The following is a 15,397-nucleotide window of genomic DNA, read 5'->3' on the forward strand; positions in this document are numbered from 1 at the left end:
CGGTGCGCAACAACATCATCCTGGCGATCGTCGTGCCGCTACTGACGGTCATCCTCAGCTTCCTGCTGGCGACCATGGTCACGGTCGGCGGCTCCAGCACCGGCGTCGCCCGGGGGCTGAAGGGATCGAACGTCTACCGGATCGTCTCGTTCTTCCCCTACACCATCCCGGCGATCGTCATCGGCGTGATCTGGTCGCAGGTCTACGACCCGTCCAAGGGCATGCTCAACGGCTTCCTCACTCACCTGCCGTTCGGCATCGGTGGTCACTTCAACTCGTTCGCTTGGCTGGGTGAGGTCAAGTCGGCCATGCCCGCTTCGGTGTTCGTCATCATCTGGGGCTTCGTCGGCTTCTACATGGTGTTGTTCGTGGCGGCCATCAAGGGCATCCCGGCCGAGTTGTATGACGCGGCGCGCATCGACGGGGCCGGACGCATGCGGACCATGTGGTCGGTGACCCTGCCGATGGTGCGCGAGACCGTCCAGACGGCATACGTCTATCTGGGCGTGGTCGCACTGGATGCCTTCGTCTACATGGCCGCTCTGAACCCGACGGGTGGCCCGAACAACACGACCCTGACCATGTCGCAGGACCTCTACAAGACCGCGTTCACCGAAGGGCACTTCGGCCGCGCCTGCGCCATGGGCGTCGTGCTGGCAGGCCTGACACTGATCTTCGCGGCCATCGTCTTCGGTGTGAACCGGCTGATCGCACGGAGAGAGCAGTGACCTCGAATCTTGACCTGACCAAACCGACCGAGCCGCCGACCTCCGCGGGCGACGCTCCGCCGCCGAAGGGTGCCGCGGTGGCGAAGAACCGCAAGCGCGAGCCCGGCGAGCGGGGGATCGTGATCGGCTCGCACATCGTGCTGATCTTCTGGACGATCATCGTCATCCTGCCGCTGGCCTGGACGTTCTTCTCGTCGTCCCGTTCGACGAGTGAGATCTTCGCCGGTCCGTGGGAGATGCCGCACAACTTCTTCCACAACCTCAGCGCCAACTTCTCGTCGGCGTGGAGCGACTCCGGACTGGGCCGTGACCTACTGAACACCGTCATCGTGGTGTCCATCGCGCTGGTCCTGGTCATGGCGCTGGGCTCGATGTGTGCGTACTCGTTGGCGCGTTTCCCGTTCCGGGGCAGCCGGTTCGTCTACTACCTGATCCTGGCCGGCAACACGTTCCCGATCTTCCTGGCGATCGTGCCGCTGTTCTTCGTGCTGAAGAACATCGGGCTGCTCAACACGCTCCCAGGGCTGATCCTTTCGTATGTCGCCTTCGCCTTCCCGTTCACGGTTTTCTTCCTCTATCCGTTCTTCCGGGCGCTGCCCGCGGAGATCGGCGAGGCAGCGCAGCTGGACGGTGCGGGCGACTGGCGGACGTTCCTGCAGGTGATGCTGCCGATGGCCAAGCCGGGCATCGCGGCCGTGGCGATCTTCAACTTCCTCGGCCTCTGGAACCAGTTCCTGTTGCCGGTGGCGTTGAACACGAACCAGAAGAACTACGTGCTGTCGCAGGGCATGTACAACTTCGTGTCGTCGGCCGGGTACGAAGTCAACTACGGTGCGATGTTTGCCGGTGTCGTCATCACGGTGGTTCCGGTCCTGATCGCCTACATCATCTTCCAGCGGCAATTGCAGGGCTCGCTGTCGCAAGGCACCTCGAAGTAGGTGGGCCCGGGTCGCCCGATTTCCTACGGCGGCCCTACCTCTGGCAGAATCACGAGAGCGCCTGACCGAACCCGGCCCCCGCCGCAGGGGGAGTACGACGGTGGTTCTCCACCCGAGCATGTGGCTACACATTCGGCAGCGCACCCGATCATGGTGAACACACGGAGACGACCTGCGGCGTCCCGGGAGAGAAGCACGTCATGCAAAAGTTCGATGAGCTCGATGCTGCGCAGCTGCGCAGCGACATCCCCGACTTCCGCGCCGGTGACACCCTGAAGGTGCACGTCAAGGTCGTCGAGGGCACGCGCTCGCGTGTCCAGGTCTTCCAGGGCGTCGTCATCCGTCGCCACGGTGGCGGTATCGGCGAAACCTTCACCGTGCGCAAGGTCAGCTTCGGCTGCGGTGTCGAGCGCACCTTCCCGGTGCACACGCCGGTCATCGAGAAGATCGAGGTTGCGACCCGCGGTGACGTGCGTCGCGCCAAGCTCTACTACCTGCGCGACCTGCGCGGCAAGGCCGCGAAGATCAAGGAGAAGCGCGACACGCCTGCCAAGCAGGCCTGACGCACCCTTTCCCGCTCGAATGACCGAAGGCGTGGAGTCCTCTGAGGACTCCACGCCTTCGGCGTCCCCGGCGCCGGCTGAACGGGTCCGGTGGTCGCGCGGCCGGCGGACCCTCGTTGGTGTGCTCGCCGTCCTCGCGGTGCTCGTCCTGGGCCATGGCCTGCTCGTGGAGACGTTCACCGTCCCGTCCGGGTCGATGCAGCCGACGCTGTGGCACGGCGACCGGATCATGGTCGGCAAGCTGCACGCGCACGACGTGCACCGTGGCGAGGTCGTCGTCTTCGACGGCACCGAGGTTTTCGCCAATCCGGGTGAGGCGCCGCCCACCGGCCTCGCCGGGTTCCTACGGTCGGTGGGAGACGCCGTCGGCATACATCCGGGCGAAGTGCTCTACGTGAAGCGGATCATCGGCGTGCCCGGCGACACGGTCTCGGTCGGCCACGACGGCCAGTTGCGCATCAACGGCACCGTGCGCAAAGAGCCCTACCTGCCACGCGGTATGACGGCCAGCACGGTGCCCTTCGTCGTGCGTGTCCCGGCCGGACACGTCTTCGTCATGGGCGACAACCGGGTCGCCTCGGACGACTCGCGATCGCACTTGGGCGACCCTGGCGGCGGCATGGTGCCGGTCAACGACATCGTCGGGAACGTGATGCTGCGCTACTGGCCGATAGGTTCGTGGGGGAGACTCCCTACGTGAGCGATCAGCGATTTCGGCTCCCGACCGCCGGCGAGACGCGCAATCGGGCCGATGGCGACGCCGGGCGCCACGCGGCCGACGGTGCCGCCGATGGGTCGTCGTCATACGGGACCCACCCGGACGCCATTCGACTGCCGCGAATGCAGCCGCGCTCGACTCCGGACGACACCGCGATCCTCGTCCGTCGGCAGGATGTCGCGGGGAGCGCTTCGCTGGACGTTCGGAGCGACGACAGCAACAGCGCGAGCGCGGTGGGTCCCGCGTCTTGGTGTTGCTGAGGGAGCTCGCGATCGTCGTCGTGGTCGCACTGGTGCTGTCCCTGGGCATCAAAACCTTTGTCGCACAGTCGTTCTGGATTCCGTCGGGGTCGATGGAGAACACCCTGGTCCCCGGTGATCGGGTGGTCGTCTCCAAACTGACTCCTGGCCCGATAGCGCTGCAGCGCGGCGACGTCGTCGTGTTCCACGACCCGGGCCACTGGCTCGACATACCGCACACGAAGCGCTCGGGCGTGAGCGGCAAGGTGGTGTCCGGCCTGCAGTTCCTGGGGCTCTACCCATCGGGCGACAACGACCTGATCAAGCGGGTCATCGGGATGCCCGGCGACCACGTGAAGTGCTGTAACACGCGGGGACAACTGATGGTCAACGGTGTAGGCCTCTCGGAGCCCTATATTTACCCAGGCGGCGGCACCGACCAGAAGAAGTTCTCGGTGACCGTCCCGTCCGGCCGAGTGTGGGTCATGGGGGACAACAGAGGTGACTCCGCCGACTCACGCTTCCATGACGACGGCAGCGGTCGCACCGGTTCGGTGCCCGAGTCCGACATCATCGGCCGGGCAGTCATGACAGTCTGGCCGGTTGATCGGATGAGCTGGCTCAGCAACTACTCCTCGACGTTCGACAAGGTGCCCCAACCATGAGTCAAGATCGGGACGAGGCTTCGGCCGGTCCACAACCCGCCGAGCCTGAGCGGGGCGGCGGTGCCGCGACCAGCAGCGGTCCGACCGATGACGACGGCGCGCTGGCACCAGGCGCCATACCCGAGGACGAGGTCGCCCCCAGGAGCAAGTCGCGGTGGGCGTTTGCGCGGGAGCTGACCGTGATCGTCGTGATCGCGCTGGTGCTCAGCTTCCTGGTCAAGACCTTCCTCGCGCAGCCGTTCTTCATCCCGTCGGCGTCGATGGAGAGCACGCTGGACATCGGTGACCGCATCATCGTCAGCAAGTTCACCCCGCAGCACTCGCCGCTGCACCGCGGCGACATCGTCGTCTTCGAGGACCCCAAGACGTGGGGGTCCGTCCCGCAGCACCGCTCGTTGCTCAAGCGGGTGGTCAACGACAGCCTGGTCTTCGTCGGGATCCTGCCCGGCGGTGGCGACCACGTCGTCAAGCGGATCATCGGTATGCCGGGTGACCACGTTGTTTGCTCGCTCGCCTGTTCGACGAAGGCCGGCCCGTTGACGGTCAACGGCGTCCCGATCACCGAGCCCTACATCGACAAGGGCAGCGTCCCCAGCACCACCCCGTTCAACATCACCGTGCCGGCCGACAAGGTCTGGGTGATGGGCGACAACCGCAACGACTCCGCCGACTCGCGCTTCCACGACGGCACCAGCCATGGCAAGCTCGGCTCCGTGCCGATGTCCGACATCACCGGACAGGTCGTAGCGATCGCCTGGCCGATCAGCCGGATCCACGCCATGAAGGACTACAGCAACGTGTTCGCCAAGGTCCCCAAGCCGTGACCTCCCGTACCTCACGCCCGACCGCACCGTCCCGCAGCAGCAAGCCCAGCCTGCGGGTCGAGCGATCGCTGCAGCGTGAGGGCTACCGGCTCATCGCCGGGATGGACGAGGTCGGACGTGGCGCGCTCGCCGGTCCGGTGTCCGTCGGCGTGGTGGTCATCGACGAGCACACCCGCACCGTGCCGCAGGGAGTCAAGGACTCCAAGCTGCTGTCGCCGATGGCGCGTGAGCGGATGGTGCCGGCTGTACGACGCTGGGCCACTGATTACGCCGTGGGTCATGCCTCCGCGCAGGAGATCGACGACGTGGGCATCATGGTCGCGCTGCGGCGGGCGGGGACCCGTGCGTTGGAGGCGCTTCGCGTCATACCCGATCTGGTGGTGCTGGACGGCAATCACGACTGGTTGACCGACCCCGAGCGGGAGGGGCTGCTTGCGCTGCTGGACGACTCGCCGCGCATCCCGCCGGTCACCACGCTGATCAAAGCGGACATGAAGTGCTCGTCGGTTGCCGCCGCGTCAGTGCTCGCCAAGGTCGAGCGCGACGCGATGCTGGTGGGCTTCCACGACGACTTCCCGCAGTACAACTGGGCGGGCAACAAGGGCTACTCCGCGCCCGATCACCTGGCCGCGCTGGAGGCGCACGGACCGTGCGTGTTGCACCGTCGGTCCTGGCGCCGGTGCAACGGCGAGGTCGTGGTGTCGGGGGACGTGCCGGCAGGTAGCGTGGACGATGACGCGGTAGTGAAGGAGCAAGTGAATGTCCGCTGAGGACCTGGAGAAGTTCGAGACCGAGCAGGAGCTCTCCCTTTATCGCGAATACCGTGACGTGGTGGGGCTGTTCAGCCATGTCGTGGAGACCGAGCGCCGGTTCTACCTGTGCAACGACGTCGACCTGCAGGTGCGGGGTGAGGGCGCCGGGGTCTACTTCGACCTGCGGATGAACGACGCGTGGGTGTGGGACGTCTACCGCACCGCGCGCTTCGTCAAGAACGTCCGGGTGATCACCTTCAAGGACGTCAACGTCGAGGAACTTCCTCCGCGGGAGATCGAACTCCCGGAGTAATCACCGCGCGAGTTCGTCCACATCCCTTGGGCCGTCCACAGCCGGCCACATTCGACTGGCTGCGTGGGGTGGCTGGTCGCAGGCTGGGTGTCGGAGGTGATGCCGCTACAAGTGCCTGGCCAGACGTCGGCCGTTGCCCGAGCCGCCGCAGGTTCCGGCACGGCCGGCCAGCGCCGTGGTCGTCCCGGATCTGGCCGACATCGTCGGGCAGGAGGAGGCGCGTTATGGGCTGGAGGTTGCCGCGGCCGGTGGACATCACTTGGCCATGGTCGGCCCGCCGGGTGCAGGCAAGACGATGATCGCCGAACGTTTGCCGGGGTTGTTGCCGCCGTTGACGCGTGAGCAGGCGCTGGAGGTGACCGCCATACATTCGGTGCTCGGTGCGTTGCCCGATCAGGTGCCGATCGAGCAACCGCCGTTCGTCGCGCCGCACCATGGCGCCTCGATGCCCGCGGTTGTCGGGGGCGGGTCCGGGCGAATCAGGCCTGGCGCGGTGTCACGTGCTCATCGTGGGGTGATGTTCCTCGATGACGCGGTCATAGGGGTGACCTTCGTCGTTGACGTGTGGTTCGGCGCTGCCGTCCCACACTGTGCGTCGCGGTGTTGTTCGCGCTCGATACGGTGCCGGTTGGGTATGGAGGATCCGGCCGCGCGGTCGGTGCTCGGAACGTGATCAGTTCGTAAGGCTGGCCCTCGCGCGGACTTTTCTAGGTTGGATGCTGGCGCCTTGGCTGCGGCCGGGATGTCGAGGTGCCAGAGTGGCTGGGTGCCTGCTGACTATCCCCTCGAAGAGCTCGGGTTTCGCACTTTCGAGCAACTGTGTGTTGCGCAGTGCATCTCGGTCTTGGGCAACGGTGTCAATGCGTTCGGAGCGGGGCCGGATGGTGGGCGTGAGGCGACCTTCACCGGGCGGGTCGAGTGGGGAAATACGGCAGGATTCGACGGCCAATTGTGGGATGGCTATGTCGTTGTGCAGGCCAAGTTCCGGGAGCGAAACGCGGAACCAGCGTCCAACATGAGGTGGCTGGCATCGAGGATCTCCGAGGAGCTGGATAAGTGGGATGACGACCGCAGCCAGTCGCGCTACCCGGAGTACTTGATCGTCTACACGAACGTCACGCTGTCCGGTAATGCCGGCACCGGCGGGATCGATCGCATCGAAGAGTTGATCGCCAAACGCAACAGCGGGCGTGCGAAGCAGAGGAAGCCATGCCTTCGCGGGTGGAAGGTCTGGCACCGCGACCAAATCATCGGTCAGCTCAACGCGAATCCTGGTATTCGGCAGGCGTTTACACCACTGCTGACGGTCGGCGACCTGCTGCACCGACTTCAATCGCAGACGTGGCTGACCAGCCCCGACGTGACGCACGAGGTCCTCACCGAGCACGCGCGATCCACACTGCCGGTCGAGCGGTGGGTCAACTTCACGGAGTCCGGCGGTAATAACCGCGCTTCGGTCGAAGATCTCATCATCGACTTGCCGCTGCACACCGAACCAGGATCGGCGATGGCCTTGGGCTTCATCGTCGACGCAGCAGAGCTTGTTCGCCGGCCCTCGATCCATGGACAGCCGCCTCACCTCGTTGTGACCGGTGCGGCCGGCAGCGGGAAAAGTACTCTGACCCGGTTCTTGGGGCAGATGTACCGGGCTGGATTCCTCGACCTGAGCCCGTCGCGTCACACCAAACCAACAAGTGAATTGGCGTCGAAGACCCGCGAAGCATCGCAGCGACTTGGCCTGGCCGACATCAGATTATTTCGCTGGCCCTTCCGGGTCGACCTGCCCGAATACGCTGACCGGGTCGGCCACACCGGCAACTTGTCGTTCCTGCGGTTCATCACTAGCAAGATGAACGAGCGAGCAGACGTGGACGCTCAACCGGGGGCGCTGCGGTCGTGGTTCACGCACTGGCCTGTCCTCTTACTGCTTGACGGGTTGGATGAGGTTACTGCCCCCGAAGTGCGCGCACGGGTGATCCAGGAGATCGAAACTTTCGGCCACGAGATGGCTGCCGATGACGCCGATCTGCTGATGGTGGTCACGACCCGACCTACTGGGTACACCGAACGGTTGGACGATGAACTGTTCGCCCAGGTCGATCTGGAGTTGTTGAGCCCAGAGCAGGCGGCCGAGTACGGCGATCATGCAACATCGCTTCGCCTGCAAGACGATCCAGACTTGCGGGACCGGTTATTGCGGAGCTTCGGGACGGCCTTGCAGGCGGAGTCGACCGCGGCGCTGATCCGCACGCCCCTTCAGGTTTTACTGGTGACGTTCATCCTGGAGCGACGTGGATCCCTGCCCACGGACCGGTACGAGTTGTTCTGGCGCTACTACGAATCGATGTACGAGCGTGAGTCCGCGAAGGGCACGCACCTGAGTGCACTGCTGCGAACTCGGCGAGACGTGATCACAACCCTGCACGAGCGGGTTGGCCTGGTGTTGCAGGCAAGTTCGGAGACAACCCAGGGGTCCCGCGCCTTGCTGCCGAGGGCCGCGTTGGTTGACCTCGCCCAGGACCGGCTGCGTGAGGTTGGGGTGGACGATGTGCGGGAGGTGCAGCGTGTCGCGCAACAGATTGAGCAGGTCGCGACCCAGCGCCTGGTGTTACTGCGTGCGGACGAGTCGGAGACCGTTGGGTTCGACGTGCGGAGCCTGCAGGAGATGATGGCAGCTCGTGCTCTGACCGCTGGTAGCGATGATCAGACTATCGAGGTGCTGCAGTTACTCAGCGCGAGTCCGCACTGGCGTAACACGGTCACGTTCTGTGTCGGTCGGTGGTTCACCGAGAGCACCGATCACCGTAAGGACTTGGTGACCAACACGATGCGCATCTGGGACACCGGGTCCTGGCCGGGATGGCTGTGCCCGATCGCCCCCGAGTTGGCGGCGGATCTCCTCAATGACGGCCTCTCGGCCTCCGAGCCACGGTGGCAGGAGCCACTGGTCGAGCTGGCTTTGCGTGGACTGGAGGGGCCCGTCCCTCGTGACCTGGGGTCCCTGAGCGCCGCCCTGTTGTCGGTCCAGGGGCGGTTGCAGGCACGCGTCAAGACCACATTCCAGGCAGCATTTGCCGGGCCGCCGGAGCGGACTGCAATCGCCCAACTACTGGCGCAGCAGGATGACAAGTTCGCAGAATGGCGCCGAACTCGCCCCGGTATCGCGACCGCGGATCAGCGACACCCGCAGGAGGAGCCGACCAACACCGGCTCGATGGGCCAGTTCTTGCGGTCGGTCGGCTCCCCGGCGGACTACGACCTGGACGCGACCGCGGCGTGGCTGGTCGAAGCCGCACTGGACGAACTCGAGGCGTTGACCGTGCCGGCAACGACGAAGGCGGCGATTCCGAAACCACCCAACCGCGAATGGCCAGCCGTCCAGGCGGCGCTGGACAACATGGATGCTCGCGCCGCGCTCGAACTGCTCATCGACGCCGGCACGGCAATTCACTGGCCTGTCAGGTCCCAGGTCGCCTGGGCTCTGTGGCCGCAGCTCACCCGGCACCCCGTCCTGGACCACCTCGCCGACGTCTATCCGTACCTCGTGCAATCCTTGTCCGCTTCCGCTGCCACGCGCTGAGCCCGTCTTTGGCGCCGCCAGCGGCAGCGCCGTGAACGGACCCCGTTTTGACGGTTGCATGGTCCGAGTGCGCGGTTACGGCCATCCACCGACCTGCTTCCACACCACCAGCGCATTGTTGGCCGGTAGCGCGACCCTGTCCTGTGGCCAACCGAACTGTTGGAACAACCTGTCGGCGGCACGGTGCATGATCAACGGCACCGAACCGTAGCGGACTGCTTCCTGTTGTGGTGTGACGGTGACGTTTCCGCGGGCCAATGGCCCGTCGTCCCACTCAGTGACCGCGACGTACTCGCTCAGTCCGTGCATGTACCCGTGGGCGACTGCCGACAGGTAGGAGTACACGTTCCGTCCGAGCCGGTCGGGCTCGGTGATCGCGGCGATGAGGCTGCTGATGCTGGGGGATACGTGGCCCCTGACGGTGGGTTGTGTCCGATCCTGCGTGGGCTTTGTCAGGGTCAGACCGTGGGCGTTCAGGCGGTGCATGAGTTGGTAGCGGCGTGCGGCGACCACGGCAAGTTGCTGGGTGCGTTGTGGCTCCGGCAATCGCTCACCGACCATTCGGAGTTGGTGAATTCCGATCATGTCGGCGTTGCACGTCCGCGCCAGTGCTTTCAGCGACGAGATGCCCGGCTCGGCGAAGTGGAAGCACAGTGCTGCGTTCTCGATGGCAGCTCGGGCTTGGGCGGCGACGGCGAACACGATTTCCGGCTCACCAAGCAGGGCAGCCATCCCTTTGAGGTTGTCGATGGCGACGCCGAAGTTGAACGCCGCGCGAGCGGCTAGTTCTTGGCGTGCCTCACGCAGGACATCATCGTGCTCAGCCTCGACCGCAAACGTGATGGGCGATGTCGGTGTCGGATCCCAGTGGCGGTCGTTGCACACCGCCGCATACGCGTCGGCCATTCGTCTCGCGGTCAGGCTGAGCCGTTCGCGCGGCGCACTCACAACACACGACCAGGATTCCACGCCTGCCGCGGCAGGCCGTGCTGCGCCCCGCACAACGGCGGTGCCACACGCATCACAGTGACAAATCTAGCCGGACCTCCGAGGTTTCGTGCGTCACCTCATCCAGAAGAACTAATCGGACGCGAACGGTTGCGCGACAGGTGCATAGCGAGAGTGTCAAGGCTAGCCACCAGGTGACCAGCTCGCTGTGAGAACAGTGGCTAACTCCGGCACCGCGAGGTAGTGCTTCAGGAGGTGGAAGTCGAGCGGATGTATCGATGGCTCAAGGTTTTCGTCGACTCCTTCGAAGTAATTCGAGATCGGTCGCAGAATAGATATAACGTCCCCAGGGTCGGCAATGTTTACCCAATGCTTCACCTGAGGCGGTTTTCGATGAATCGCAGTTACCGGTGGCAGTTTCAGGCGGTCGTACACGACGTTGGGCAATGCCAGTGGTGAGCCCAGCGTCACAAACAGATCAACCTCATGAGAGGCGTAGTTCCATAACGATTCGTAGGCGACGATGCTTCCGAGAGAATGGGCAATAATGGCGTTCGGTTTGTTGTCTTCTATGGCGTCTGCAACTATTCTACATGCACTTGTTCGACGTTCGGAATGCCGTGGAGAGAAGTACACATGCACCTCGGAAAAGAATTGCGTTACGAACGCTTCCAAAGCCTTGTGATCGAGGTGGAAGTGATTTGCCAGCCATTCCAGACCCTGCCTTATCGGTTTTGTTGCATACCCTTGGGCGTTGTTTGAAGGAATCCCTGACGCGAGAAGCCATGACCAAATATCCACTTGGACATTTGGAGGAATCTGCTCAAGTCGCAATTGGCTCTGCCGCGCAGCCAAGTGAAGTGCCGGAGCGTAGTATGCAATTGTCAGTTCGAGGTCGAATGGAAACGTACCTTCGAAGGCTTTTAGCAAATGGGCAGTCCACGAGCGAGCCCGATCCGCATCGTTTTTAGCGTCGCTGTAGTTGCCAACCCCGTGGACGCCCACGATTGTATAGTTCATAGTTTTCCTCCAAGGGGGCGATAACCAATGATATCGGGTCCTGTAGCAACAATAATGGTACACTCGCACCCTATTCTGACCAGCTGAATAGGGTCAAGGACAGGGAGGTTAGCTAGAACCGTCCGCCTCCGGAGGTCCCAGACCATGCATTCGCCATCTGCGCCGCCGGTGACAGCAATAGGTGTCCCGTCGATGTCCGCGGTGACGATGGCCGCGACATCGTGTCCTGTGGGCAGGGTCCACCTCCTGCGCCCGGTCCGCAGGTCCCAGACCATGCATTCGCCATCTGCGCCGCCGGTGACAGCAATAGGTGTCCCGTCGATGTCCGCGGTGACGATGGCCGCGACATCGTGTCCTGTGGGCAGGGTCCACCTCCTGCGCCCGGTCCGCAGGTCCCAGACCATGCATTCGCCATCTGCGCCGCCGGTGACAGCAATAGGTGTCCCGTCGATGTCCGCGGTGACGATGGCCGCGACATCGTGTCCTGTGGGCAGGGTCCACCTCCTGCGCCCGGTCCGCAGGTCCCAGACCATGCATTCGCCATCTGCGCCGCCGGTGACAGCAATAGGTGTCCCGTCGATGTCCGCGGTCACGATGGCCGCGACATCGTGTCCTGTGGGCAGGGTCCACCTCCTGCGCCCGGTCCGCAGGTCCCAGACCATGCATTCGCCATCTGCGCCGCCGGTGACAGCAATAGGTGTCCCGTCGATGTCCGCGGTCACGATGGCCGCGACATCGTGTCCTGTGGGCAGGGTCCACCTCCTGCGCCCGGTCCGCAGGTCCCAGACCATGCATTCGCCATCTGCGCCGCCGGTGACAGCAATAGGTGTCCCGTCGATGTCCGCGGTCACGATGGCCGCGACCATCGCGCTATGTCCAGCCAATGAGTACCAGCGCAGGCCTGTGCGCAAATCCCATACGAACAACATCGAATCAGTGCCGCCGGTGATCGCAATCGGCTCCCCAGCCACCTCGGTGATAGCCATGGAAGTAATTATTCCGTTGTGGCCCCTGATTGGGAAGCGTGGTTGCTCCCCTGCCCTTAACCAACTTGGTCGGACTCTAAGCCGTTGAGAATAAACAGGTCCTCCGGTGTGCGCAGTCAGAATGTGAGTCCCAGAGGAATTTGAGAGAATGGCTGCAGTATTTACGTTTGCCTGTGGCGTGAGAACGTCCATTGGGCAGCCAGTTTGCAGATCCCAAGCTATTACGGGGCCTCCGTCTGTGGGGCCTCCGTTGCTACCGGACACTGCAATGGGTACTCCGTCCGCGTGACCTACTGCAAGAATTCGCATCCAATCCTGACCGCCCAGACCATAAAGGGGTTGACAGCTCGTGAGATCCCACACCGTCGCGCCCGTATTAGGACCTGACGTTATTGCTAAAGGCCCTCGGTCCGTCTTGATGGTCAGTACTGAATTGATTCCCTGTTGAACTGTGAGGACACGGCACGCCTCTCCTGTCTCTGCGTCCCAGAGGGTTACAGGAGTCTCGGGGCCAGCGGTGATTAAAATGGTCCTGTCATCTACGATAGATGTAGCAATCGTTGTTGCACCGCCTTGACCGCGCAATCTTAGGCAACACGACCCCGAACTGGGATCCCAAACGGCGGCAACCCCTTGCATATGAGTCGTTGCGATGACTGTTTTACCGTTGATAGTCGCGGACGTCATCGCCTCCACTGGTCCGGTGGAGAATCGATGAGCAACGCCAGAGGCCACATTCCATATCTGCAGGGTTCTGTCGAGACCGGCGGTGATTACGGCTGCCCCCTCCTGGCGCGAGATCGCTCTCACGCGAACGACACCGGTCTGCTCGGGCGGCGACGTGATCCGAACGCCGGTCGCCACATCCCAGGCAATTGCGGGGCCCTGATAAAGGGCAGCGATTGCAGTCACGCGCCCATCTATTTCTGCGACGGTAAGATCTGCAATGCTTTGTGGCGCAGTAAAGATTCTGAGCCCATCTGGGAATGAGCTTTCGTCGCGTGGGGAACCGGCGATATCCCACACCATGCCTGTCCCGTCGAGACTAGTCGCAATGACAACCGGCGTGCCATCATCCTCTGATACGGCGATATCGGTTACTGAATCGCTATGGCCAGTCAGCGTGAGATGCAGTGGATCGAACACGCGAGGCTCCGTGTTGTGGGCGCCCCCTACCGCTCTCCCCTCGACGGTAACCAAATTCGAACGGTTCCGTCCTGCGAACCAATGACAATTACTGTCTCGCCATCTACTTCGCTAATAGCCGCGGCTGAAATTGCACCTGCGAGACCGATCCAGTAGCTGGCTTGCTTAAGATTCCAACCAATGAGTCCGCCATCGGCGTAAGTGGCCAATGCGACGGGGGTTGTCCCATACATCCCGGTGGTGACCGTTACTGCAGGTTGGCGATGCTGCAGTAAACCCAGCGATTTACCAGAGAGTAGATCCCACACTTCGACGGATCCGCTCGGTCCAACTCCAACCGCTACGGCGGCACCATTCACCACACTTGTTGCGATCCTGGAGAGTCCATTGCCCCCTTGCAAGGTTCGTAGTTCGGCACCCGTGGCCAGGTCCCAAACCATGCCCGGCCAGTCCGTGCCTACTCCAACGGCGACGGGAACGCCATTCGCCACACTTGTTGCGATCCTGGAGAGTCCACTGGCCCCTTGCAGCGTTCGTAGTTCGGCACCCGTGGCCAGGTCCCAAACCATGCCCGGCCGGTCCGTGCCTACTCCAACGGCGACCGATACGCCGCTTACAACTGCGCTTGCAATTGATGAAATACCAAGTGATGACGCCAGCGTGTACGGTCGCTTTCGATCGTCGAGGCTCCACACGTTAACGTGCTGATTATCACCTGCGGTGATCACGACAGGGGTAGTGTCTACGCGGGCATGGGAAATTGCTCGAAGAGGCGATCCTTGGCCCTGGAGTACTCGCCGTGGTCCACGAACCAGTCGGCCACTTGCCCAGACCGGCACGAATCCGCCCTTGGGCAATTGGGCGACGAGTTCATCGGCGAGTATTGAACAACCCATCTGACGCGCTGCAACGGCCATCCAAAGGCACCGCTGGCCCGGGTCTTCTGGTATACGTCGTGTTGATGCGGCGACCAGCAACTCGGCGCCGTTGGACGTTCTGATTTTCGATGACGCTCGATCCAGTGCGGGAACCGCTGATCTCAGATCAGCCGCAATCAGAAACTCCGGATTTCCAAGTAGTTCGAGCGCTGACTTTGCCTCGATAGCATGCTCCAACGCGTGTCTGCGAAGATAAGGGCTAGAGCCGAGCCATATGATTTCACCGCCCAGGGTTGTGCGGAGTATTGCGAGTGAGACGTCAGCTTCAGATTTGAGGAATGGGTCCTCACTCCCAAGTGGATAGCGCTTCAGGTAATCGGCAAGTCCCTGATGGAACAGTCGATAAAGTGTTCCACCGTCGGCATCTATCGACCGACGTTGGTAGAAGCTTGTTCTATCGAGTGCGTCCAGAACATCGCGATCTTCAACCGGGCCGTTTTCGTATACTTGGGCTAGATACCTTGCGATTCGGCCGACAATATCCAGAGGAGCGCCTTCTCCTTTCACCCATGAGAGCGCGGAAAGTGTCAGGCGATTAAGGTTACTTCCCGTGTCTCTAACGCCGAGGTCCATCTCCAAGACCTCGGCCAATGACCGCGGGGCCTGGAGCGCTAGTTCGTCGGCGCCTAGGGCTGAGCTTGGTGCATCGCATGTGGAAACATACCGCATGTAGACATTCGCTACTAAGTACGCTCCATCAACAACCGCCCCATCTGAATCGCTGGTCAAGATATGGCTGACAGCACGCGCGAACCGTGTCCGAGAAGAGGTCCATCCTTGCTCGTCGGCGAGCCAGTTTGATATGTAGTGTTGGAGATCGTGTCGTAAGCGCTCAGGGGCAACACTATCGAGATCAAGGACTGCATCTGGAGACGCCACTTCGAGCATCGTCGACAACGTCGGCCATTCGGCCCCAGTCCGAGATCCAATTAATATCCGACATTTTCTCTCCCCTTGAGTTTCGCAGACTGAGTCAGCGGTAAGATGAATGACCTAACGAGATCCGAAGGGTCGTTCGCCTCATCTATGGCATCGACGA

At 62.8% G+C, this 15,397-nt stretch carries 15 protein-coding genes and 1 pseudogene; 11 read left to right on the forward strand and 5 right to left on the reverse strand.

Going from position 1 to position 15,397, the window contains the following annotated elements; all coding sequences use genetic code 11:
- Positions 1-2: 2 nt before the first annotated feature.
- From ACFQDH_RS13715 to ACFQDH_RS13765, 11 genes are all read left to right on the forward strand, one after another.
- Entirely contained in the window at positions 3-728 is a 726-nt protein-coding gene (locus ACFQDH_RS13715; protein WP_382402202.1) for a carbohydrate ABC transporter permease, read from the forward strand.
- Positions 729-805: 77 nt separating this feature from the next.
- Positions 806-1,666, forward strand: coding sequence for a carbohydrate ABC transporter permease (locus ACFQDH_RS13720; RefSeq protein WP_382404863.1), 861 nt, complete (start codon positions 806-808; stop codon positions 1,664-1,666).
- A gap of 200 nt (positions 1,667-1,866) precedes the next feature.
- Complete coding sequence (rplS, locus tag ACFQDH_RS13725; protein ID WP_382402204.1) at positions 1,867-2,229, forward strand: 50S ribosomal protein L19; 363 nt, start codon at positions 1,867-1,869, stop codon at positions 2,227-2,229.
- Between the two features lie 121 nt (positions 2,230-2,350).
- Positions 2,351-2,929 (forward strand): signal peptidase I, encoded by a 579-nt coding sequence (lepB, locus tag ACFQDH_RS13730; RefSeq protein ID WP_382402206.1) that lies wholly within the window; start codon positions 2,351-2,353, stop codon positions 2,927-2,929.
- Positions 2,926-3,207: a hypothetical protein gene (locus ACFQDH_RS13735; RefSeq protein ID WP_382402208.1), complete on the forward strand. Its 282-nt coding sequence runs from the start codon at positions 2,926-2,928 to the stop codon at positions 3,205-3,207. Before lepB (ACFQDH_RS13730) ends, ACFQDH_RS13735 begins: the two co-directional genes overlap by 4 nt.
- Positions 3,198-3,851 carry a signal peptidase I gene (gene lepB / locus ACFQDH_RS13740; RefSeq protein WP_382404864.1) on the forward strand — a complete coding sequence of 218 codons (654 nt, stop codon included), beginning with the start codon at positions 3,198-3,200 and terminating at the stop codon, positions 3,849-3,851. Before ACFQDH_RS13735 ends, lepB (ACFQDH_RS13740) begins: the two co-directional genes overlap by 10 nt.
- The gene (gene lepB, locus ACFQDH_RS13745; protein WP_382402209.1) at positions 3,848-4,675 is read left to right on the forward strand and encodes a signal peptidase I; all 828 of its coding nucleotides are present in this window, start codon (positions 3,848-3,850) and stop codon (positions 4,673-4,675) included. The genes lepB (ACFQDH_RS13740) and lepB (ACFQDH_RS13745) overlap by 4 nt, the downstream gene beginning before the upstream one ends.
- Positions 4,672-5,445: a ribonuclease HII gene (locus tag ACFQDH_RS13750; protein ID WP_382402211.1), complete on the forward strand. Its 774-nt coding sequence runs from the start codon at positions 4,672-4,674 to the stop codon at positions 5,443-5,445. The genes lepB (ACFQDH_RS13745) and ACFQDH_RS13750 overlap by 4 nt, the downstream gene beginning before the upstream one ends.
- Entirely contained in the window at positions 5,435-5,740 is a 306-nt protein-coding gene (locus tag ACFQDH_RS13755; protein WP_188835547.1) for a DUF2469 domain-containing protein, read from the forward strand. Before ACFQDH_RS13750 ends, ACFQDH_RS13755 begins: the two co-directional genes overlap by 11 nt.
- A gap of 133 nt (positions 5,741-5,873) precedes the next feature.
- Positions 5,874-6,413: an ATP-binding protein gene (locus ACFQDH_RS13760; protein ID WP_382402214.1), complete on the forward strand. Its 540-nt coding sequence runs from the start codon at positions 5,874-5,876 to the stop codon at positions 6,411-6,413.
- Positions 6,414-6,506: 93 nt separating this feature from the next.
- On the forward strand, positions 6,507-9,320 hold the full coding sequence (locus ACFQDH_RS13765) for an NACHT domain-containing protein (RefSeq protein WP_382402216.1): 2,814 nt from the start codon (positions 6,507-6,509) through the stop codon (positions 9,318-9,320).
- Between the two features lie 75 nt (positions 9,321-9,395).
- Here the strand turns inward: ACFQDH_RS13765 and ACFQDH_RS13770 are convergent, their stop codons facing one another.
- The 5 genes and pseudogenes from ACFQDH_RS13770 to ACFQDH_RS13785 all read right to left on the reverse strand — a co-directional run bounded on the left by ACFQDH_RS13770 (position 9,396) and on the right by ACFQDH_RS13785 (position 14,931).
- On the reverse strand, positions 9,396-10,226 hold the full coding sequence (locus ACFQDH_RS13770; protein WP_382402218.1) for a hypothetical protein: 831 nt from the start codon (positions 10,224-10,226) through the stop codon (positions 9,396-9,398).
- 225 nt (positions 10,227-10,451) lie between these two features.
- Positions 10,452-11,288 carry a hypothetical protein gene (locus tag ACFQDH_RS13775; protein ID WP_382402220.1) on the reverse strand — a complete coding sequence of 279 codons (837 nt, stop codon included), beginning with the start codon at positions 11,286-11,288 and terminating at the stop codon, positions 10,452-10,454.
- The gene (locus ACFQDH_RS23930) at positions 11,285-12,274 is read right to left on the reverse strand and encodes an outer membrane protein assembly factor BamB family protein (protein ID WP_465253895.1); all 990 of its coding nucleotides are present in this window, start codon (positions 12,272-12,274) and stop codon (positions 11,285-11,287) included. The genes ACFQDH_RS13775 and ACFQDH_RS23930 overlap by 4 nt, the downstream gene beginning before the upstream one ends.
- Positions 12,275-13,303: 1,029 nt before the next feature.
- Positions 13,304-13,420: pseudogene (locus ACFQDH_RS23935) on the reverse strand (hypothetical protein); the annotation flags it as partial.
- Between the two features lie 26 nt (positions 13,421-13,446).
- Entirely contained in the window at positions 13,447-14,931 is a 1,485-nt protein-coding gene (locus ACFQDH_RS13785) for a WD40 repeat domain-containing protein (protein WP_382402224.1), read from the reverse strand.
- Between the last annotated feature and the right edge of the window lie 466 nt (positions 14,932-15,397).

Source organism: Flexivirga alba (genome assembly GCF_042661025.1).
GTDB lineage: Bacteria > Actinomycetota > Actinomycetes > Actinomycetales > Dermatophilaceae > Flexivirga > Flexivirga alba.